The sequence below is a fragment of the Shinella yambaruensis genome (assembly GCF_050859155.1).
In the GTDB taxonomy this organism is placed as follows: Bacteria; Pseudomonadota; Alphaproteobacteria; order Rhizobiales; family Rhizobiaceae; genus Shinella; species Shinella yambaruensis.
In genome coordinates this window covers 4,455,644-4,472,976 of record NZ_CP150638.1, presented here as the reverse complement: position 1 = coordinate 4,472,976, position 17,333 = coordinate 4,455,644, and the positions used below count along the sequence as shown (strand labels likewise).

Below are 17,333 nucleotides of genomic sequence, written 5' to 3'. Positions count from 1 at the left end.
CCTTTCAAGGGAGAGGCCGCCATGGTGCGCCATGGCATTGGATCGAAAAAGCACCAATTCCGAGCAAAAAATCCGGACCATTCTGCCGGACTGGTCCTCGCTCGTTCCCGTTCTTCCGGCGGCGGGCCGGCGCACGCCGGCGCTCTACCGCGAACTGCGGCGGCTGATCGAGGCGGGGGACATTCCGCCCGGCAGCAAGCTGCCGCCGACGCGGGACCTCGCGCAGCGGCTGAAGACCTCGCGCGGCAGCGTGGTCGCCGCCTTCGAGACGCTGATCGCCGAGGGCTTCGCGGTCGCCCGCACCGGGGCCGGCACCTTCGTTGCCGACCGGGTGCCGACGCTGAAGCCGACGGAACCGGTCGAGCGGGAGAGACGCGCGCCGACAATGCCGCTGCCCGGCACGCTCGGCGTCGCCATGGCCGACGCACGCACGCTGAAACAGTTCCGCACGCTGCTGGCGCGCCATCTCGCCCGGCCGGGCCCCGAGCACTTCCACTATGGCGATCCGCGCGGCGGCGAAGCGCTGCGCCAGGCGGTCGCCGCCTATCTCCGGCAGGCGCGCGGCGTGCGCTGCGCGGCGCGCTCGATCGTCATCACGACGGGCACGCAGCAGGGCATCGACCTCGTCATCCGCAGCGCGCTGGCGCCGGGCGACCGGGTGATGATCGAGGACCCGTGCTATCCGAGCGCCCGGGCGGCCTTTTCCGGCAACGGCCTGGCGCTCTGCGGCCTTGCCGTCGATGGCGAGGGGGCGGATATCGCGCTGGCGGCGCCGAGCGCCCGCGCGGTCTATGTCACGCCGTCGCACCAGTTCCCGCTCGGCGTCACCATGAGCATGCGCCGACGGCTCGCCCTGATCGACTGGGCGCGGGAGACCGGCGGCTGGATCATCGAGGACGACTATGACAGCGAGTTCCGCTTCGCCGGGCCGCCGCTCGCCGCCATGCAGGGCATGGATGACAGCGGGCGCGTGATCTATCTCGGCACCTTCTCCAAGGTGCTCTTCCCGGGCCTCAGGCTCGGTTATGCCGTCATTCCCGATCCGCTGCTCGAGACGGTGGTGGCGCTGCGCGGCCGCAGCGACCGCAGCCCGCCGACGCTGGCCGAGGCCGCCCTCACCGACCTCATCCGCGAGGGCCACTTCGCCGCGCATCTGCGCCGCGCCCGGCGGCAGGCGCAGGCGGCACGCGACGCGCTGGTGGCGGGGCTCTCGACGGCGGGCACGCTTTCGGTCGGCGTGCCGGACCAGGGCCTGCACCTCGTCGCCGGCCTGCCGGCCGCGCTTGCCGATACGGATGCGGTGGAGATTGCCGCGCGCGCCGGGCTCGGCGTGCGGGCGCTCTCGGCCATGGCCGTCACCAATCCGCCGCGGCAGGGCCTGGTCATCGGCTTTTCCGGCTTCGCACCCGAAATCCTGCAGGCCGCCGCGTCGCGATTCGCGGCGGCGCTGTCCGGGTCCTAAGGCCGTATCCGCTTCAGGCGACCCGGCGGGTTGCGGCGGCGGCGATCGTCGCCACCCAGGCCCGCGCGATGGCAAGGCCCGTGGCGTCGGCGCGCGGGCCGCTCTCGTCGGCCAGCGCGGCACGCCGTGCAAGCCAGCCGGGCTGGAGCGTCTCGATGAGCTGCGGGAAGGTCTCCGCCCAGCCGTCCACCACCGCGCGGCTCGCCTCGAAATGGAACTGGGTGCCGTAGGTGGCGCGGCCGATGCGGAAGGCCTGGTTCTCGGCGGCACCGTTGGTGGCGAGGCGCACGGCCTTGTCCGGCAGCGTGAACGTGTCGCTGTGCCACTGGAAGATCGGGAACGCGCCGGCCGCCGCCGACAGGACCGGATCGCCGGCGCCGTCCGTTGTCAGCGCCACCGTGCACCAGCCGAATTCCGGCGCCGCGCCGATCAGGTTCTCCGCGCCATAGGCCCGGGCGAGAAGCTGGCTGCCGAGACAGACGCCGAGCACCGATTTGTCCGCGTCGCCGAAGCCGCGCATCAGCGCGGCGAGCGCCGGCAGGTAGCCGTGGCGCTCGTCGTCGCGGGCGTTCTGCGGGCCGCCCATGACGACGATGGCGTCGTGGGCCGCGTCGTCCGCCGGGATGGTGTCGCCGGCATGGGGGCGGCAGAGGTCGATCTCGGCGCCCGCCTCGTCCAGCGCGACGCCGATCTGCCCCAGCAAGGTCACCCTGTCGTTTTCCACCACCAGCACGCGCATGCGATACTCCCATTCTTCGGCATGGCGCGAGACAAACACGGCCCTCCCCTTCATTCAAGGGCCAAACAAAAAGAACCCGGCTCTTTCGAGCCGGGCAAGTCGGGGGAGGATCGACGGAAGGAAGGGATCAGTGGCAGACGCGGATCTTCTTGACGATGACGTTGCCGTAATAGTCGTAGGCCTTCACCTTCTTGATGAAGCAGGAGGGCTGGTAGCCGTAGCTGTAGTAACCGGCCTGCGAGGGGGCCGCGAAGGAAACGGCGGCAACGAGGGCGACGGTGGCGGAAACGATGATCTTGCGCATGGGGTCTCTCCTGATCGGTTGGGGATGAGCCTCTCTCATCCGGTGATCAGAAGGTCTCACATCCCCCCGCCCCGCGCTGTTCCTCGGGAAACAGGGTCAGGGATAGATGACGCCCTTGCGCAGGATGACATTGGCATAGAGCCGCGGCTCGCTGGTCTGCACCAGCGTGTGGGCGGCGCGCACGCGGCCATAGAAGTCGGCACCGACGAGGGGCACGACCGCGCGATCCGGCGCATGGCGGGCGCAGCAGTCGATGATCTCGCGGTGCACGGGCTCCAGCGTGTCGCGCTCCTGGCGGAAGGTGGAGCGGAAGATCGCCTCCTCGACGAAATCGTCGATCGGCAGCACCGAGAGCACGGCATTGAGCGCGGGGACGAGCGGCACGCCGTCGAGGCGGATGAGGCGGCGGGCGTGCTCGACGCCCGGATAGTTGCCGTCGACAATGGCGATCTCGTCGCCGTGGCCCATGGCGCGCAGCGTCGCGAGCAGCTCCGGGCCCAGGATGGGGTCAAGACCTTTCAGCATTCAGGCAAGCTCCTTGAAGAGGACGTTCTGGTCCGGAAGATAGCGGGAAAAGAGCGGCAGGCTGGCTCCGCCGATCGAGCGCGCGGCGCTGCCGACCGCGCCCTCGGCGATCTCGGGCAGGGTGACGCCCTGGAGGTCGAGGCGGGCGACGGCGGCCTGCGTCGCCGCGACCACGCGCTCGCGCACCCAGGCGGGAAAGCCGCCGTCGATGATGACGGCGGAGAAGTCGATGACGGAGGCGGAGGCGACGACGGCCTGGGCGAGCGCGGCCGCCGTGTCCTCGATCCAGATTGCGAGCGGCGCACCGAAATCGATCCATCCGTCCGGCGAATACCAGAGCGGCTTTGGATCGATGCCATGCTCGCGCAGCAGGTTTTCCAGGCGGTAGATCGAGGCGATCTTCAGGAGCTGCACCGTTTCGCCGTCACGACCCTGCACGGGCAGGGGGCCGATGGCGCCGGCCGTGCCGGTGCGGCCCGTGAAGAGCGCCGAATTCAGCACCACGCCGCCGCCGATGAAGGAGCCGATGAAGAGATAGAGGAAATCGGGATATTGCGGCCCGAGGCCGAAGACGAGTTCGGCGGCGCAGGCGCTCGTCGCGTCGTTCTGCAGCACGACGGGATAGGGCACGCGGCTTGCGATCTCCGCCCCGAGGTCGACGCCGCGCCACTGGTCCATGTCGGCCTGCGGCGCGCCCACTTCGCTCGCCCAGCTCCAGAGCTCGAACGGCGCGGCGACGCCGAAGCCGGCGATGCGGGCGCGCTCCTCCGGCGTGATCGCGGCCTCCAGCTCGGCGAGCCCCTCCACGACGAAGGCGAGCAGCGGGCCGGGCATAGGATAGGGATAAGTCCGGCGCACCTGCCGGCGGATGCCGCCGACGAAATCCATCATGACGATATCGGCGCTGCGGCGGCCGATCTTCAGGCCGAAGGAATAGACCGCATCGGGATTGAGCCGCATGGGCACGGAGGGCTGGCCGACCTTGCCGCGCATCGGCTCGCCGCGCATCAAAAGCCCCTCCGCCTCCAGCGCGCGCATGATGACGGTGACGGTCTGGGCGGAAAGGCCGCTGCGCCGGGCGATCTCGGCCTTCGACAGGCTGCCGTGCCGGCGCACCAGCGACATGACCAGGCGTTCGTTATAGGCCCGGACGCGCACCTGGTTCGCGCCCCCGCTCGGATCGAGGATTTCGGCCGGCACGGCGTGTGCCGTCGCGTCCTTTCTGATCATCGTCTCCTCCCGTGCCGGACCGGGCGCCCGCGCCCTTTCCGGTCCTCTTATCGGCTGGCGTTCCGCTCTTCCACCGGAAACGCGCAGCCGGGCTTTTCGCCCGATCTTTCCTGCAGCATGCCACATCGAATTAATAATTCAATTCGATTTATTTATTGACAGGCATTTCTTTTGGTGTTCTCTTTACGGCCGGAAGCAAGGATCGGCCGGCGGAGGAGCCGCCCGCCACCCTGCGACCGGATGGCCCCAGGAGAGGGGCGCATCCCGTTTTGTCCTTGGGAGGATCTTATGAAGAAAACCGTGATTTCCGCCGCTCTCGGCGCGCTTGCGCTCGGCGTCGCCTTTGCCGCGCCGGCCTCCGCCGCCGATGTCGGCGCCTGCCTGATCACCAAGACCGACACCAACCCGTTCTTCGTCAAGATGAAGGAAGGCGCCGAGGCGAAGGCCAAGGAACTCGGCGTGACGCTGAAGTCCTATGCCGGCAAGATCGACGGCGATTCGGAAAGCCAGGTCGCGGCGATCGAGACCTGCATCGCCGACGGCGCGAAGGGCATCCTGATCGCCGCATCGGACACGAAGGGCATCGTCCCCTCCGTGCAGAAGGCGCGTGACGCGGGCCTGCTCGTCATCGCGCTCGACACGCCGCTGGAGCCGCTCGACAGCGCCGACATGACGTTCGCCACCGACAACCTGCTCGCCGGCGAACTGATCGGCAAGTGGGCCGCCGCCACGCTCGGCGACGCCGCCAAGGACGCCAAGATCGCCTTCCTCAACCTGACGCCCTCGCAGCCTTCGGTCGACGTCCTGCGCAACCAGGGCTTCATGAAGGGCTTCGGCATCGACGTGAAGGACATTTCCAAGATCGGCGACGAGGACGATGCCCGCATCGTCGGCCACGACGTGACCAACGGCAACGAGGAGGGCGGCCGCACCGCCATGGAGAACCTTCTCCAGAAGGATCCGTCCATCAATGTCGTGCACACGATCAACGAACCGGCCGCTGCCGGCGCCTATGAAGCGCTGAAGGCCGTCGGCAAGGAAGGCGACGTGCTGATCGTTTCCGTCGACGGCGGTTGCCCGGGCGTGCAGAACGTCGCGGACGGCGTCATCGGCGCCACCTCGCAGCAGTACCCGCTGATGATGGCGGCCCTCGGCATCGAAGCCATCAAGACCTTCGCCGACACCGGCGAGAAGCCGAAGGCCACCGAAGGCAAGGACTTCTTCGACACGGGCGTGACGCTCGTCACCGACAAGCCGGCAGCCGGCGTCGAGTCCATCGACACCAAGGCCGGCAAGGACAAGTGCTGGGGCTGATGCCCCCGCCGGCCCGGCTTGACCGGGCCGGCTTTCCGCTACGGACGCGGCCCGGGTCGCGGGTAAGACCGACCCTGCTTTGACATTCGCAACAAGACATGGGCACCCTTCTCCATGGGGCACGGCGACAGCCGGGGCCGCATAGGGGAGGAGACCGCCCGGCGATGGCGGAAGGTGCGCAAGGCGCCCGACCGGTGCGTCCGTCTACCATTTCATCCGGTCAGCCGCGACGGTCGGCGCCGGAAGGGGAGGAACAGGATCATGAGTGAGACATCGACGGTCCCGCAGGGCGCGCAGCCCTCGCAGGGTTCGCAACCCTCGCAGGAATTCGAGAAGGTGCTGACCGGCAGTGCGACGCAGGTCGCCTCCTTCGATACGCACGACAAGACGCCCATTCAGAAATTCCAGCATTTCCTGCACGGCAGCCCCTCCGCGGTGCCACTGATCGTGCTGGTGCTCTCGGTGGCGGTATTCGGCATCATCCTCGGCGGAAAATTCTTCTCCGCCTTCACGATGACGCTCATCCTCCAGCAGGTGGCCATCGTCGGCATCGTCGGCGCGGCGCAGACGCTGGTCATCCTCACCGCCGGCATCGACCTGTCGGTCGGCGCCATCATGGTGCTTTCCTCCGTCGTGATGGGCCAGTTCACCTTCCGCTACGGCCTGCCGCCGTCGCTCGCCGTTCTCTGCGGCCTCGCCTGCGGCGCGCTCTGCGGCTATATCAACGGCCTGCTCGTCGCCCGCATGAAGCTGCCGCCCTTCATCGTCACGCTCGGCATGTGGCAGATCATCCTCGCCTCGAACTTCCTCTATTCGGCCAACGAGACGATCCGCTCGCAGGACATCTCCGCGCAGGCCCCGCTGCTGCAGTTCTTCGGCAACAACATCCGCTTCGGCGGCGCGGTCTTCACCTACGGCGTCATCGCCATGGTGCTGCTGGTGGCATTGCTCTGGTACGTGCTGAACCACACCGCCTGGGGCCGCCATGTCTATGCGGTCGGCGACGACCCGGACGCGGCGGAGCTGGCCGGCGTCAACGTCAAGCGCATGCTGATCTCGGTCTATACGCTCTCCGGCCTCATCTGCGCGCTCGCCGGCTGGGCGCTCATCGGCCGCATCGGCTCGGTCTCGCCGACGGCGGGGCAGTTCGCCAACATCGAATCGATCACCGCCGTGGTGATCGGCGGCCTCTCGCTGTTCGGCGGGCGCGGCTCGATCCTCGGCATGATCTTCGGGGCACTGATCGTCGGCGTCTTCTCGCTCGGCCTTCGCCTCATCGGCACGGACCCGCAATGGACCTATCTCCTGATCGGCGTCCTCATCATCTCGGCTGTCGCAATCGACCAGTGGATCAGAAAGGTAGCAGGCTGATGGCTCTCGAACCCATTCTCACCGCCCGCGGTCTCGTCAAGCGCTACGGCCGCGTCACCGCCCTCGACCATGCGGACTTCGACCTCTATCCCGGCGAGATCCTCGCCGTGATCGGCGACAACGGCGCGGGCAAGTCCTCGATGATCAAGGCGATCTCCGGCGCCATCACGCCGGACGAGGGCGAAATCAAGCTGGAGGGCCAGCCGGTGCACTTCCGCTCGCCGATCGAGGCGCGCAGCGCCGGCATCGAGACGGTCTACCAGAACCTCGCACTCTCCCCGGCCCTCTCGATCGCCGACAACATGTTCCTCGGCCGCGAGATCCGCAAACCCGGCGTCATGGGCCAGTGGTTCCGCAAGCTCGACCGCACGGCGATGGAGAAATTCGCCCGCGACAAGCTTTCCGAGCTCGGGCTGATGACGATCCAGAACATCAACCAGGCGGTGGAGACGCTTTCGGGCGGCCAGCGCCAGGGGGTCGCGGTGGCGCGGGCCGCCGCCTTCGGCTCGAAAGTGATCATCCTCGACGAGCCGACGGCGGCGCTCGGCGTCAAGGAGAGCCGGCGCGTCCTGGAACTCATCCTCGACGTGCGCCGGCGCGGCATCCCGATCGTGCTGATCTCGCACAACATGCCGCATGTCTTCGAGGTGGCGGACCGCATCCACATCCACCGGCTCGGCCGGCGGCTCACCGTCATCAACCCGAAGGACTACACCATGTCCGACGCCGTCGCCTTCATGACCGGCGCCAAGCTGCCCGCGGAGGCGATCGCGGCATGATCGCCCCTGCGACGATCGTCGATGCCCTGCTGCGGCGCGCGGGGGACGCGCGCCGCTTCCTCGTCGGCCTTGCCGGCCCGCCGGCCGCCGGCAAGTCGACGCTGGCCGAAGCGCTGCGGGACGGCCTCGTCGCCCGCGGCGAGACGGCCGAGATCCTGCCGATGGACGGCTTCCACATGGACGACGGCATTCTCGCCGCACGCGGCCTCCTGCCGCGCAAGGGCGCGCCGGAATCCTTCGACGGCCGCGGTTTCATCGATATCGTCACGGCGCTGAAACGCGCCGAGGGCGAAGTCCTCGTGCCGGTCTTCGACCGTTCGCGCGAGCTGGCGATCAACGCGGCCCGCGCGATCCCCGGGGAAACCCGCTTCATCCTCGCCGAAGGCAATTACCTGCTCTTCAAGGATGCGCCGTGGGACAGGCTGGACGGCCTCTTCGACTTCACCATCTTCGTCGGCCCGCCCTACAAGATCCTGGAAGAGCGGCTTCGCCAGCGCTGGATGCGCTACGCGCTGCCGGAGGACCAGATCCACTGGAAGCTCTACGGCAACGACCTGCCGAACGGAAGGCGCATCCTGGAGAACTCCCGCCCCGCCGACCTCTCCATCGACATGTTCTGAAACGATTGTCGTTCCGCCCCGCGGATGCTATCGCAGCCGCCAGAGCAATTTTCGCAAGGATGCCTGAACGTCTTGCGTGCGGGATTGCCGCAAACGCAAAGCCAAGGGCGGGGGCGACACCGATGACCACAGAACTCACCATCCGCCGGCCGGACGACTGGCACCTGCACCTGCGCGACGGCGCCATGCTCGAAGGCGTGATCGGCGATACCAGCCGGCATTTCGCCCGCGCGATCATCATGCCGAACCTCGTGCCGCCGGTCGTGACCACCGCGGACGCCGCCGCCTACCGCGACCGTATCCTCGCCGCCCTGCCGGAGGGCGACCGGTTCGAGCCGCTGATGACGCTCTACCTCACCGAGCATACCGACCCCGACGACGTCGAAGCCGGCTATGAAAGCGGCCTGATCCGCGCCGTCAAGCTCTATCCGGCCGGCGCGACGACCAACTCCCACGGCGGCGTGCGCGACATGGACAAGGCAATGCCCGTGCTGGAGCGCATGGCGAAGATCGGCCTGACGCTCTGCGTGCATGGCGAGGTGACGACGCCCGACGTCGATATCTTCGACCGCGAGGCCGTGTTCATCGAGACGGTGCTCGATCCGTTGCGCGCGCGCCTGCCGGAGCTGCGCGTCACCATGGAGCATGTGACGACGAAGAACGGCGTCGACTACATCAAGTCCGCCAAGGCGAACCTTGCCGGCTCGATCACCACGCATCACCTGATCATCAACCGCAACGCCATCCTGGTCGGCGGCATCAAGCCGCACTACTATTGTCTGCCCGTCGCCAAGCGCGAGGAGCACCGGCTGGCGCTGCGCGCCGCCGCAACCTCGGGCGACGGGCGCTTCTTCCTCGGCACCGATTCGGCGCCGCATGTCGATCCGCTGAAGGAATGCGCCTGCGGCTGCGCCGGCATCTACACCTCGATCAACACGATGAGCTGCCTTGCCCATGTCTTCGAGGAGGAGCGCGCGCTGGACAAGCTCGAGGCCTTCGCCTCGCTGAACGGCCCCGCCTGGTATGGCCTGCCGGCCAACACGGAGACGATCCGTCTCGTCAGGCGCGCGCAACCCGTCGCCTTCCCGGCAAAGATCGAGACGGGCGCGGGGCCGGTGACGGTGTTCGACCCGATGTTCCCGCTGCACTGGGACGTCGCCTGAGCCATTCCAGCAAAACCGCACGCCGGTTTGCGTGCCGGGAACTGCGTTGGCGAGAGGGTCAGATGAAGGGACGGGGCTGCTTCTTCAGCCCCTCCCAGCCGGCCAGCGCCAGAAGTCCGTCGCCGTCGAGGATCTCGCACCCCTTGTCCTGCCAGCGCATCAGCTTGCGGTCGGCCAGCTTGCGCAGCGTCTTGTTCGTGTGCACGAGCGAGAGGCCGAGCGTATCGGCGACATGCTGCTGGGTGATCGGGATGACCCGCCGCCCGCCATCGACGCCCGCCGAACGGGCGCGCTGGTGGATGAAGGAGAGCAGGTAGGCCGTGCGCTCCAGCGCCGAGCGCCGGCCGACGCTGAGCAGGTGCTCATCGAGGATGCGCTCCTCGTGCGCGGCGATCCAGGTGAGGTCGTAGGCGAGCGAGGCATGGCGCTCGAACAGCCGCTCCAGCTTCGAACGCTCGAAGACGCAGAGCGTGACGGGCGTCAGCGCCTCGATGGAATGGTCCATTTCACCCAGCAGGCTGCCCTGCAGGCCGATGAGATCGCCGGGCAGCACGTAGTTCATGATCTGCCGGCGCCCGTCCGGCAGCAGCTTGTAGCGGAAGGCCCAGCCGGAGAGCACCGTGAAGAGATGGGCGCTGTGCATGCCCTCGACGAGGATCGTCGCGCCCCGTTCGCTGGAAAGCTCGCCGCTCTTGAACTGCGAGACGAAGTCGAGCTCCTTCGCCGAAAAATCCCGGAAGGTCGAAAGGTTGCGCAGGGGACATTGCTGACAGGGCGTGCGCCATCTGGATTGCTGGTTGACCGCCGTACTGCCCGCCATTGCGCCCCCGCCTGTTCCGATCCCGCCCAGCCCCATGAGCTGGCCCGGAAAACGCGCAGCATGCGCGGTTGTTCCATCGCATGGGCACTATGTCTTTTTTAAATGACACCCCCGGCAGGCAAGCCCAAAGTCCGCCTCCCGAACCGCCGCTTCTCCGGCGGTCGCACATGGACGAGGAGTGCGGCGCCATGAACCATTCACTTCCGCACATATTGATCGCCGAACGCGAATTCCTGATCGCGCTCGACGCGGAATACCTGATCAAGGCGGCGCTGGATTGCCGCACCACCCTGCTGCGGCCCGAACAGCTCGACCAGTGGGGCGCGGCCGCGCTGGCCGATGTCGACCTCTGCCTGCTCGACGTGCCGCTCGATGCCACGCAGATCACGGCGCGCATCGAACGGCTGGTGGCAGAAGGCGTGCCGCTTCTCTTCACGACCGTCGGCGACATCCATCGCGACGGCGTCAAGGGCTTCGAGGCCATTCCCGTCGTCATGAAGCCCCATGACGCCGAGACGCTTGCCGCAGGGGTCAAGCGGCGGCTGCGGCAGAGGCCGCCACCGCCGGAAGAGGCCGATCAGAACTGACGGCCGAGCCTGGCGTCGACCGAATGGCTGTTGGCGCCCCGGATCACGAAATAGAACATGATCAGCGTCCACAGGATCGACTTTTCCGCGCCCATCAGGCCCTCGGCCTGCACGATGCCGTGGAAGTAGACGGTGACGGCGAGCACGATCATCGCCGCGAAGGCGGCCGGGCGCGTGAAGAGGCCGATGGCGATCAGGATGCCGCCGAAGAATTCCGTCGCGGCGAGCAGCGGCGACCAGAAGACGCCCGGATAGAAGCCGAGGCTCTCGACCATGCCGCTGGCGCCGAAGGGATTGAGGATCTTGCCATAGCCGTGCGTGACGAGCAGGAGGCCGGCGGCAACGCGCAGGATCGTTTCCGCGCTCTCGCCGAGCGCCGCGTAAATGCTGCCGAGCGAGGGGATGATGAGACGCGGGCGATTGGTGGCAAGCTCTGACATGGGATCTCCTGTGGGATGTTGCAGTGCACCACGTCTCCTCCAGGAATCGAGCTGCGACAAGATGTCCGCCAACAAAACATGATGAATTGAGTTGACAATTCTGTGAGAGGCGCGCGAGCCGGCGCGTGCCAAGACGCCCCCGCTGCTATATGCTTTCGGCATCGATCAGGAGGTGACCATGTCCGGGGAAAAGCCGCGCGTTTCCATTCTCTACTGCACCCAGTGCAACTGGCTGCTGCGCGCCGGCTGGATGGCGCAGGAGCTGCTCTCGACCTTCTCCGACGGGCTCGGCGAAGTGGCGCTCATTCCCGGCACCGGCGGCAGTTTCGAGATCCGCGTCGGCGAGGCGCTCGTCTGGGAGCGCAAGCGCGACGGCGGCTTTCCGGGACCGAAGGAACTGAAGCAGCGTGTGCGCGACGTCATCGAACCGGGCCGGGACCTCGGCCACACGGACCGCGTCACCGACGCCGGCCAGGGCTGAAACCAAAACGGCGGGCCGAAGCCCGCCGTTCCCGCCGTGCTTATCGATAGGGCGAATAGCACAGGCGATACACCCCGCCGCCGGCATGGTAGCGGTTGGTGTAGGGGTCGTAGGTGCGGTAGCGGTTGGCGCACCAGTTCACATGCGCCCGGCGTCCGCCGTAATAGCGCGGCCGTTCGTAGCGCGGGCGATAGTAGCGACGCTCATAGCCGTAGTTCGGGCGATAGTGGCGACGATAGTAACGGCGGTCGCAGCCGTAACCATAGCAGAACTGCACCTGCGCCTGGGTGACGTCACTTTTCGTCTGTACCTTCATGTCCGGCACGGCGAGCGGAACGGCCTGGGCCGCACCCATGGGCGCGATCGCGGAGGCAATCCCCATCGCGCAACCGAAAACGAGATTTCGAATCTTCGACATGTGATCCTCACTGTTCTGGCGGGATTTTTCCCTGTCACGTCCCTGCTTTGCATTACGTTCACGCATTTTGTTTTATTCATGTCGCGCCCTTCACCGGGCCGGACCGCGAGCGACAGGAGGTGCTGCATGAGCCTGAAATTCGGAACCAGCGGCCTGCGCGGCCTTTCGGTGGATCTCGAAGGGCCGGCCACCGCGCTCTATGCCACCGCCTTTGCCCGTCATCTCCTCACCGCCGGCATCGCCCGGCCGGGCGACGAGGTTCTGATCGGCCGCGATTTCCGCGCCTCCAGCCCGGCCATCGCGGCCATCGCGATCGCGGCCCTTGGCAGGGCGGGCCTTTGCCCGCGCGATTGCGGCACGCTGCCGACACCGGCGCTGGCGCTGCTCGGCCTTGCCCGCAAGGCCGCCTGCCTGATGGTGACGGGCTCGCACATTCCCGCCGACCGCAACGGCATCAAGTTCTACCGGCCGGACGGCGAGATCGACAAGGCGGACGAGGCCGCCATCACCGCCGCCGCCGCGGCATTTCGCAACGAAGGCGCGGACCTTCCCGCCACGCCGGAGGCCGCCGACGACCTCCATGACGCCGCCATGGCGCTCTACACCGCCCGCAACCACACGCTATTGCCCGAGCGGGCGCTGGCCGGCCTCCGCGTCGGCGTCTACCAGCATTCGACCGTGGCGCGCGACCTTCTCGTTTCCGTGCTCGCCCATTACGGCGCGGACGTCGTCGCGCTCGGCCGCTCGGAACGCTTCATCCCCGTCGACACGGAGGCCGTCTCCGCCGAGACGATCGCCCTTCTAGAGGGCTGGGCCGTGCAGCACGGGCTGGCCGCCATCGTCTCCGCCGACGGCGATGGCGACCGGCCGCTCGTCACCGACGAGACCGGAACGCCCCTGCGCGGCGACCTCGTCGGCCTCATCGCCAGCCGCTTCCTCGGCGCCACCGTGATCGCAACGCCGGTCACCTCGAATTCCGGCATCGAGGCCGCCGTTTCCGGCACGGTGCTGCGCACCCGGGTCGGCTCGCCCTTCGTGATCGCCGCGATGAACGAGGCGGTCGCCGCCGGCGAGACGGCCGTCGCCGGCTTCGAGGCCAATGGCGGCACGCTGACGGCGACGCCCTTTGCCGTGAACGGCCGCACGCTCGCCGCGCTCCCCACCCGCGACAGCCTGATGCCGGTGCTCGCCGTCCTGGCGCTCGCGGCGGCAGAAGACCGGCCGCTTTCCGCCATCGCCGCCGGCTTCGCCCTGCCTGCGGCGGCCAGCGACCGCATGGAGAACATGCCGGTGGAGACCAGCGCCGCCCTGATGGCGGAGCTGCGCTCGGGCGCGGGGCCCCTTGCCGCCTTCCTCGCGCCGATCGGCGTGCCGGCCAAGGTGAGCGACCTGGACGGCCTGCGCGTCACGCTGGAGGACGGCAGCGTCATCCATTTCCGCCCTTCCGGCAATGCGCCGGAAATGCGCTGCTATGTCGAGGCGAAGAGCGAGACCGCCGCCGCGGACCTGCTTGCGGCCGGGCTGGAGCGTGTTCGCGCCTGGGCCACGAGCCGCTGAGCCTTTTCCGGCGGCCCGGTTTCCCCGCAAAACCGCCGCGCGCTTTTGCGGAAAAGGCATTTTTTGCCAAGCTGTTGCGAAAACTTCAAAAAGCCTGTTGACACCGGCGAGCGCTCCTTCTACATGCCTCTCCGTCGCCCAGATGGCGGAATTGGTAGACGCGCAGGTTTCAGGTACCTGTGCCGCGAGGCGTGGAGGTTCGAGTCCTCTTCTGGGCACCATTTCCTAGTTTTTCAACGTCCAAGGACGTCTGAGAAATCCGAAATTCTCAAGGAATTTCACCAGCATACGTCCAAGGACGTTTTCTGGCATCTGTTGGCATCCACAAAATTTGCTGGTATGATTGTTGGTATCGGAATCACGGTACCAACGACGCACCAGCACATGGCGACGGATAGACTCAGTGATGCGGCGCTCCGATCCATCAAGCCGCGCGACAAACAATTCAAGCTGTCGGACGGTGGCGGCTTGTTTCTGCTCGTAACCCCGAACGGCAGTCGCTTGTGGCGACTAGCCTATCGTTTCGGTGGTCGCCAAAAGCTGCTCGCTCTCGGCTCATATCCGGCAACATCGCTTTCCGACGCGCGGGAAGCACGCCGGAAGGCAAAGGGGCTGCTTGAGGCCGGCATCGATCCGGGAGAAGAGAAGAAAGAGCGCAAGGTGGCCGTCAAGGCTGCCAAAGAGGCGGCGGAGAATACATTTGCGGCAGTCGCGGAAAAGTATCTGACCAAGGCAGAGAAAGAAGGTCGAGCGGCCATCACGATGAGCAAGGCTCGATGGCTGCTGATCGACCTGACAAAGGGTTTGGCGGATAAGCCGGTGCATGAGGTCGCACCGAAAGACGTTCTCGCCGTACTTCGCCCTGTCGAAGCCAAGGGGAACACGAAACGGCTCGGCGCTTGCGATCAACGATTGGCCGCGTCCTGCGGTTCGCTGTCGCCAACGGCTGGGCGGAACGGGATGCGACGGCTGATCTCAGGGGCGCGCTGACAGCCCCCAATGTCCGGCATCGTGCTGCAATCGTGAAGCCAGAACCGCTCGGTACGCTGATGCGCGCCGTCTATTCGTGGGAAAGCGGCCAACCGACCATCATCGCGGCGCTGAAGCTTATGGCGCTTCTCGCCTTCGGCTTTGGCGAAGTCGATTGCCGCACCAAGACACAACCATTCAGTGCATTGCCTGCCTGATCTGCGTCATGCATTCTTCAAGCGCTGGGGGAATGCATGGAATTTTATGCACATTCTGGTCGTGATCCGGGCAAATCCGACTGGCAGACCTTGAAGGAGCATTTGTTTGCCGTTGCACGGCTGGCAGGAGAGAAGGCTCGTCCGTTCGGACTTGAGCGAGCAGCGTTTATCGCAGGGCTTTTTCACGATCTCGGCAAATACAACCCGGCTTTTCAACGGCGCCTGGATGGCGCGACGGAGCCTGCCGATCATTCCACGGCCGGCGCGCAGGTTTTGCGCGATCTTGCCAGGGGGAGCGATGCCGCCATGGCGCAGGTCGTCGGCTACGGCATCCTCGGGCACCATGCAGGCCTGCCCGACAGGCTGGACGGACCCGGCACCTTCGATCATCGCATGAAGCAGCCGCAGGCAATCGATCCGGTCTGGATGGAAGAGCTGCATGTCGAGATTTCCGGCCTCGTGCCCGACATGATTCAACGCTTTCCCACCGACCGGGCCGGCCATGCCTTCTCCTGGGCCTTCATGGGACGGATGCTGTTCTCGACGCTGGTGGATGCGGATTTTTCGGACACCGAGCGCTACTATGTGACGCTCGGCGAGAAGGAGGCGGACCGCGACTGGCCGGCGCTGGCCGCGCTGATCGATGATTTCATCGCGCGTTTCGATGTGTACACGACCGCGCTCTCGGGACGGGAGGGGGCGTTGAATTCCTTGCGCCGTGAGGTGCTGGCCCATGTGCGTAGAGGGGCCGAACGGGAGCCGGGCCTGTTCACTCTCACGGTGCCGACCGGCGGGGGCAAGACGCTGTCCTCCCTCGGCTTCGCGCTGGATCATGCCCGTCGGTACGGGCACCGCCGGATCATCTATGTCATTCCCTTCACCAGCATCATCGACCAGACGGCGGCAATCTTTCGCTCCGTGCTCGGAGAGGACAATGTCCTCGAACACCATTCCTCCATCGAGGAAGAATCGTTCGACGCGAAGCAGCGCGAGCGCAAGGATAAATTGAAGCTGGCGATGGAGGATTGGGCAGCTCCGGTCATTGTAACGACGACCGTGCAGCTTTTTGAAAGCCTGTTCACGGCCCGCCCGTCACGGGCGCGCAAGCTGCACAATATCGCCGGTTCCATCCTGGTTCTGGACGAGGCGCAGACCCTGCCGAAGGCCTTGCTGATGCCGATCATGCGGGCGCTGGAGGAACTGGCGCGCAACTACGGCTGCACGATCGTCCTGTGCACGGCGACACAGCCGGCGCTCGGCAAGCGTCCGGAATTGCCCGGCGGCTTGCCGTTGGAAGGCCGGGAACTGGCGCCGGACCCGCCGGGTCTGGCAACGAGACTTGCACGCACGCGTATCGTCCATGCCGGTGATATGGACGATGGCGCACTGCTGGATGCCCTTGCCGGTCATGAACAGGCGCTGGTCATCGTCAACAGCCGGCGCCATGCGCTGGAACTCTACCGGAAGGCGTCCGAGGCCGGGCTGGAGGGAATCGTCCACCTGACGACACGGCAATATGCGGCGCATCGCCGTCGGATTCTGGCGGATGTGCAGGACCGCCTGAAAGACGGTCGATCTTGTCGCCTGATCGCCACCAGCCTGATCGAGGCCGGAGTCGATGTCGATTTTCCCGTTGCCTGGCGGGCCGAGGCAGGCCTGGACCAGATCATACAGGCTGCCGGCAGGGTCAATCGGGAAGGCAGGCGCGACCGTGAAAGCAGCATCGTTACGGTCTTCAATCCACCCGCCCACCGGCCTCCTGTCGAAATCCGCGGCCTGATCGGCGATATGAAGCGGATCATCGACAAGCACGCCGATCTCACCTCGCTCGCCGCCGTGGAGGATTATTTCGGCGAGGTCTACTGGCGCATGGGCGAGGGCATGGACGGCAAGAATATCCTCGACCGATTTGCGCTGAGCGGCCGTACGGGCTGCCATTTCGATTATCGCACGGTCGGCCGGGATTTCCGCATGATTGAAAGCGGTCTGGCGCCGGTGATCGTGGCACTGGACGAGGGGGCAAAAGAAGCCGTTGATCAACTGGAGGTGGAGGCGATTCCGTCTGGATCGTTGGCGCGGAAACTGCAATCCTCGGCAGTGTCGATGCCTCCGAAAGCGAGGGACCTGCTGATCAGGAACGGCCATGTCGCGTTCGCTGCGCCGCAATGGAGGGGAGACCAGTTTGCTGTTCTGCAGACAGCCAGCCTGTACGTTCAGGAGGTAGGTCTGCTTTGGGAGGATGCGGGCTATCTCGGCGTGGAAGACATGATTTTCTAGCTGAATCCGCTCTGCAGCGGTGTTCTCACGCGTTTTCGAATGTTTTTGGGAGGGCGCCA

General features: G+C 66.5%; 18 protein-coding genes, 1 tRNA gene and 1 pseudogene. 13 read left to right on the top strand and 7 right to left on the bottom strand.

What is annotated here, in order from left to right:
* Nucleotides 1-31 precede the first annotated feature (31 nt).
* Complete coding sequence (locus WMC41_RS21740) at nt 32-1,462, top strand: PLP-dependent aminotransferase family protein (RefSeq protein WP_432346339.1); 1,431 nt, start codon at nt 32-34, stop codon at nt 1,460-1,462.
* A 13-nt stretch (nt 1,463-1,475) separates the two neighbouring features.
* Here the strand turns inward: WMC41_RS21740 and WMC41_RS21735 are convergent, their stop codons facing one another.
* From WMC41_RS21735 to WMC41_RS21720, 4 genes are all read right to left on the bottom strand, one after another.
* Nucleotides 1,476-2,201 carry a type 1 glutamine amidotransferase gene (locus tag WMC41_RS21735; RefSeq protein ID WP_432348398.1) on the bottom strand — a complete coding sequence of 242 codons (726 nt, stop codon included), beginning with the start codon at nt 2,199-2,201 and terminating at the stop codon, nt 1,476-1,478.
* A gap of 127 nt (nt 2,202-2,328) precedes the next feature.
* Nucleotides 2,329-2,505, bottom strand: a complete 177-nt coding sequence (locus WMC41_RS21730) for a hypothetical protein (protein ID WP_272807296.1) — start codon at nt 2,503-2,505, stop codon at nt 2,329-2,331.
* Between the two features lie 96 nt (nt 2,506-2,601).
* A complete protein-coding gene (locus WMC41_RS21725; RefSeq protein WP_244770318.1) occupies nt 2,602-3,030 on the bottom strand; it encodes an RbsD/FucU family protein in 429 nt (142 codons plus the stop codon).
* Entirely contained in the window at nt 3,031-4,260 is a 1,230-nt protein-coding gene (locus WMC41_RS21720) for an ROK family transcriptional regulator (protein WP_432346336.1), read from the bottom strand.
* 288 nt (nt 4,261-4,548) lie between these two features.
* Here WMC41_RS21720 and WMC41_RS21715 point away from each other — a divergent pair, with 288 nt between their 5' ends.
* The 5 genes from WMC41_RS21715 to pyrC all read left to right on the top strand — a co-directional run bounded on the left by WMC41_RS21715 (nt 4,549) and on the right by pyrC (nt 9,507).
* A complete protein-coding gene (locus WMC41_RS21715) occupies nt 4,549-5,574 on the top strand; it encodes a sugar ABC transporter substrate-binding protein (protein WP_244770320.1) in 1,026 nt (341 codons plus the stop codon).
* Between the two features lie 261 nt (nt 5,575-5,835).
* Nucleotides 5,836-6,945, top strand: a complete 1,110-nt coding sequence (locus tag WMC41_RS21710; protein WP_244770321.1) for an ABC transporter permease — start codon at nt 5,836-5,838, stop codon at nt 6,943-6,945.
* Nucleotides 6,945-7,724 (top strand): ATP-binding cassette domain-containing protein, encoded by a 780-nt coding sequence (locus WMC41_RS21705; RefSeq protein WP_244770322.1) that lies wholly within the window; start codon nt 6,945-6,947, stop codon nt 7,722-7,724. The genes WMC41_RS21710 and WMC41_RS21705 overlap by 1 nt, the downstream gene beginning before the upstream one ends.
* Entirely contained in the window at nt 7,721-8,344 is a 624-nt protein-coding gene (locus tag WMC41_RS21700) for a nucleoside triphosphate hydrolase (RefSeq protein WP_432346333.1), read from the top strand. The genes WMC41_RS21705 and WMC41_RS21700 overlap by 4 nt, the downstream gene beginning before the upstream one ends.
* Before the next feature lie 122 nt (nt 8,345-8,466).
* The gene (gene pyrC / locus WMC41_RS21695; RefSeq protein ID WP_432346331.1) at nt 8,467-9,507 is read left to right on the top strand and encodes a dihydroorotase; all 1,041 of its coding nucleotides are present in this window, start codon (nt 8,467-8,469) and stop codon (nt 9,505-9,507) included.
* Between the two features lie 58 nt (nt 9,508-9,565).
* Here the strand turns inward: pyrC and WMC41_RS21690 are convergent, their stop codons facing one another.
* Nucleotides 9,566-10,327 carry a Crp/Fnr family transcriptional regulator gene (locus WMC41_RS21690; RefSeq protein WP_244770325.1) on the bottom strand — a complete coding sequence of 254 codons (762 nt, stop codon included), beginning with the start codon at nt 10,325-10,327 and terminating at the stop codon, nt 9,566-9,568.
* Between the two features lie 188 nt (nt 10,328-10,515).
* Here WMC41_RS21690 and WMC41_RS21685 point away from each other — a divergent pair, with 188 nt between their 5' ends.
* Complete coding sequence (locus WMC41_RS21685) at nt 10,516-10,914, top strand: hypothetical protein (RefSeq protein ID WP_432346329.1); 399 nt, start codon at nt 10,516-10,518, stop codon at nt 10,912-10,914.
* Here WMC41_RS21685 and WMC41_RS21680 read toward each other — a convergent pair.
* Nucleotides 10,905-11,354, bottom strand: coding sequence for a DoxX family protein (locus WMC41_RS21680; protein WP_272807290.1), 450 nt, complete (start codon nt 11,352-11,354; stop codon nt 10,905-10,907). The genes WMC41_RS21685 and WMC41_RS21680 overlap by 10 nt on opposite strands.
* A 178-nt stretch (nt 11,355-11,532) precedes the next feature.
* On the opposite strand from WMC41_RS21680, the gene WMC41_RS21675 reads away from it, so the two are divergent.
* Nucleotides 11,533-11,835 (top strand): SelT/SelW/SelH family protein, encoded by a 303-nt coding sequence (locus tag WMC41_RS21675; RefSeq protein WP_244770328.1) that lies wholly within the window; start codon nt 11,533-11,535, stop codon nt 11,833-11,835.
* Nucleotides 11,836-11,875: 40 nt separating this feature from the next.
* Here the strand turns inward: WMC41_RS21675 and WMC41_RS21670 are convergent, their stop codons facing one another.
* On the bottom strand, nt 11,876-12,253 hold the full coding sequence (locus WMC41_RS21670) for a BA14K family protein (protein ID WP_244770329.1): 378 nt from the start codon (nt 12,251-12,253) through the stop codon (nt 11,876-11,878).
* Nucleotides 12,254-12,379: 126 nt separating this feature from the next.
* Here WMC41_RS21670 and WMC41_RS21665 point away from each other — a divergent pair, with 126 nt between their 5' ends.
* The 5 genes and pseudogenes from WMC41_RS21665 to cas3 all read left to right on the top strand — a co-directional run bounded on the left by WMC41_RS21665 (nt 12,380) and on the right by cas3 (nt 17,274).
* Nucleotides 12,380-13,810 (top strand): phosphomannomutase, encoded by a 1,431-nt coding sequence (locus WMC41_RS21665; RefSeq protein ID WP_432346326.1) that lies wholly within the window; start codon nt 12,380-12,382, stop codon nt 13,808-13,810.
* Between the two features lie 136 nt (nt 13,811-13,946).
* Nucleotides 13,947-14,031: transfer RNA gene (locus tag WMC41_RS21660), tRNA-Leu, on the top strand.
* A gap of 118 nt (nt 14,032-14,149) precedes the next feature.
* A pseudogene (locus WMC41_RS21655) lies at nt 14,150-14,736 on the top strand (Arm DNA-binding domain-containing protein); the annotation flags it as partial.
* 123 nt (nt 14,737-14,859) lie between these two features.
* Entirely contained in the window at nt 14,860-14,997 is a 138-nt protein-coding gene (locus WMC41_RS21650) for a hypothetical protein (protein ID WP_432348419.1), read from the top strand.
* 36 nt (nt 14,998-15,033) lie between these two features.
* The gene (cas3, locus tag WMC41_RS21645) at nt 15,034-17,274 is read left to right on the top strand and encodes a CRISPR-associated helicase Cas3' (RefSeq protein WP_432346324.1); all 2,241 of its coding nucleotides are present in this window, start codon (nt 15,034-15,036) and stop codon (nt 17,272-17,274) included.
* Nucleotides 17,275-17,333 lie beyond the last annotated feature (59 nt).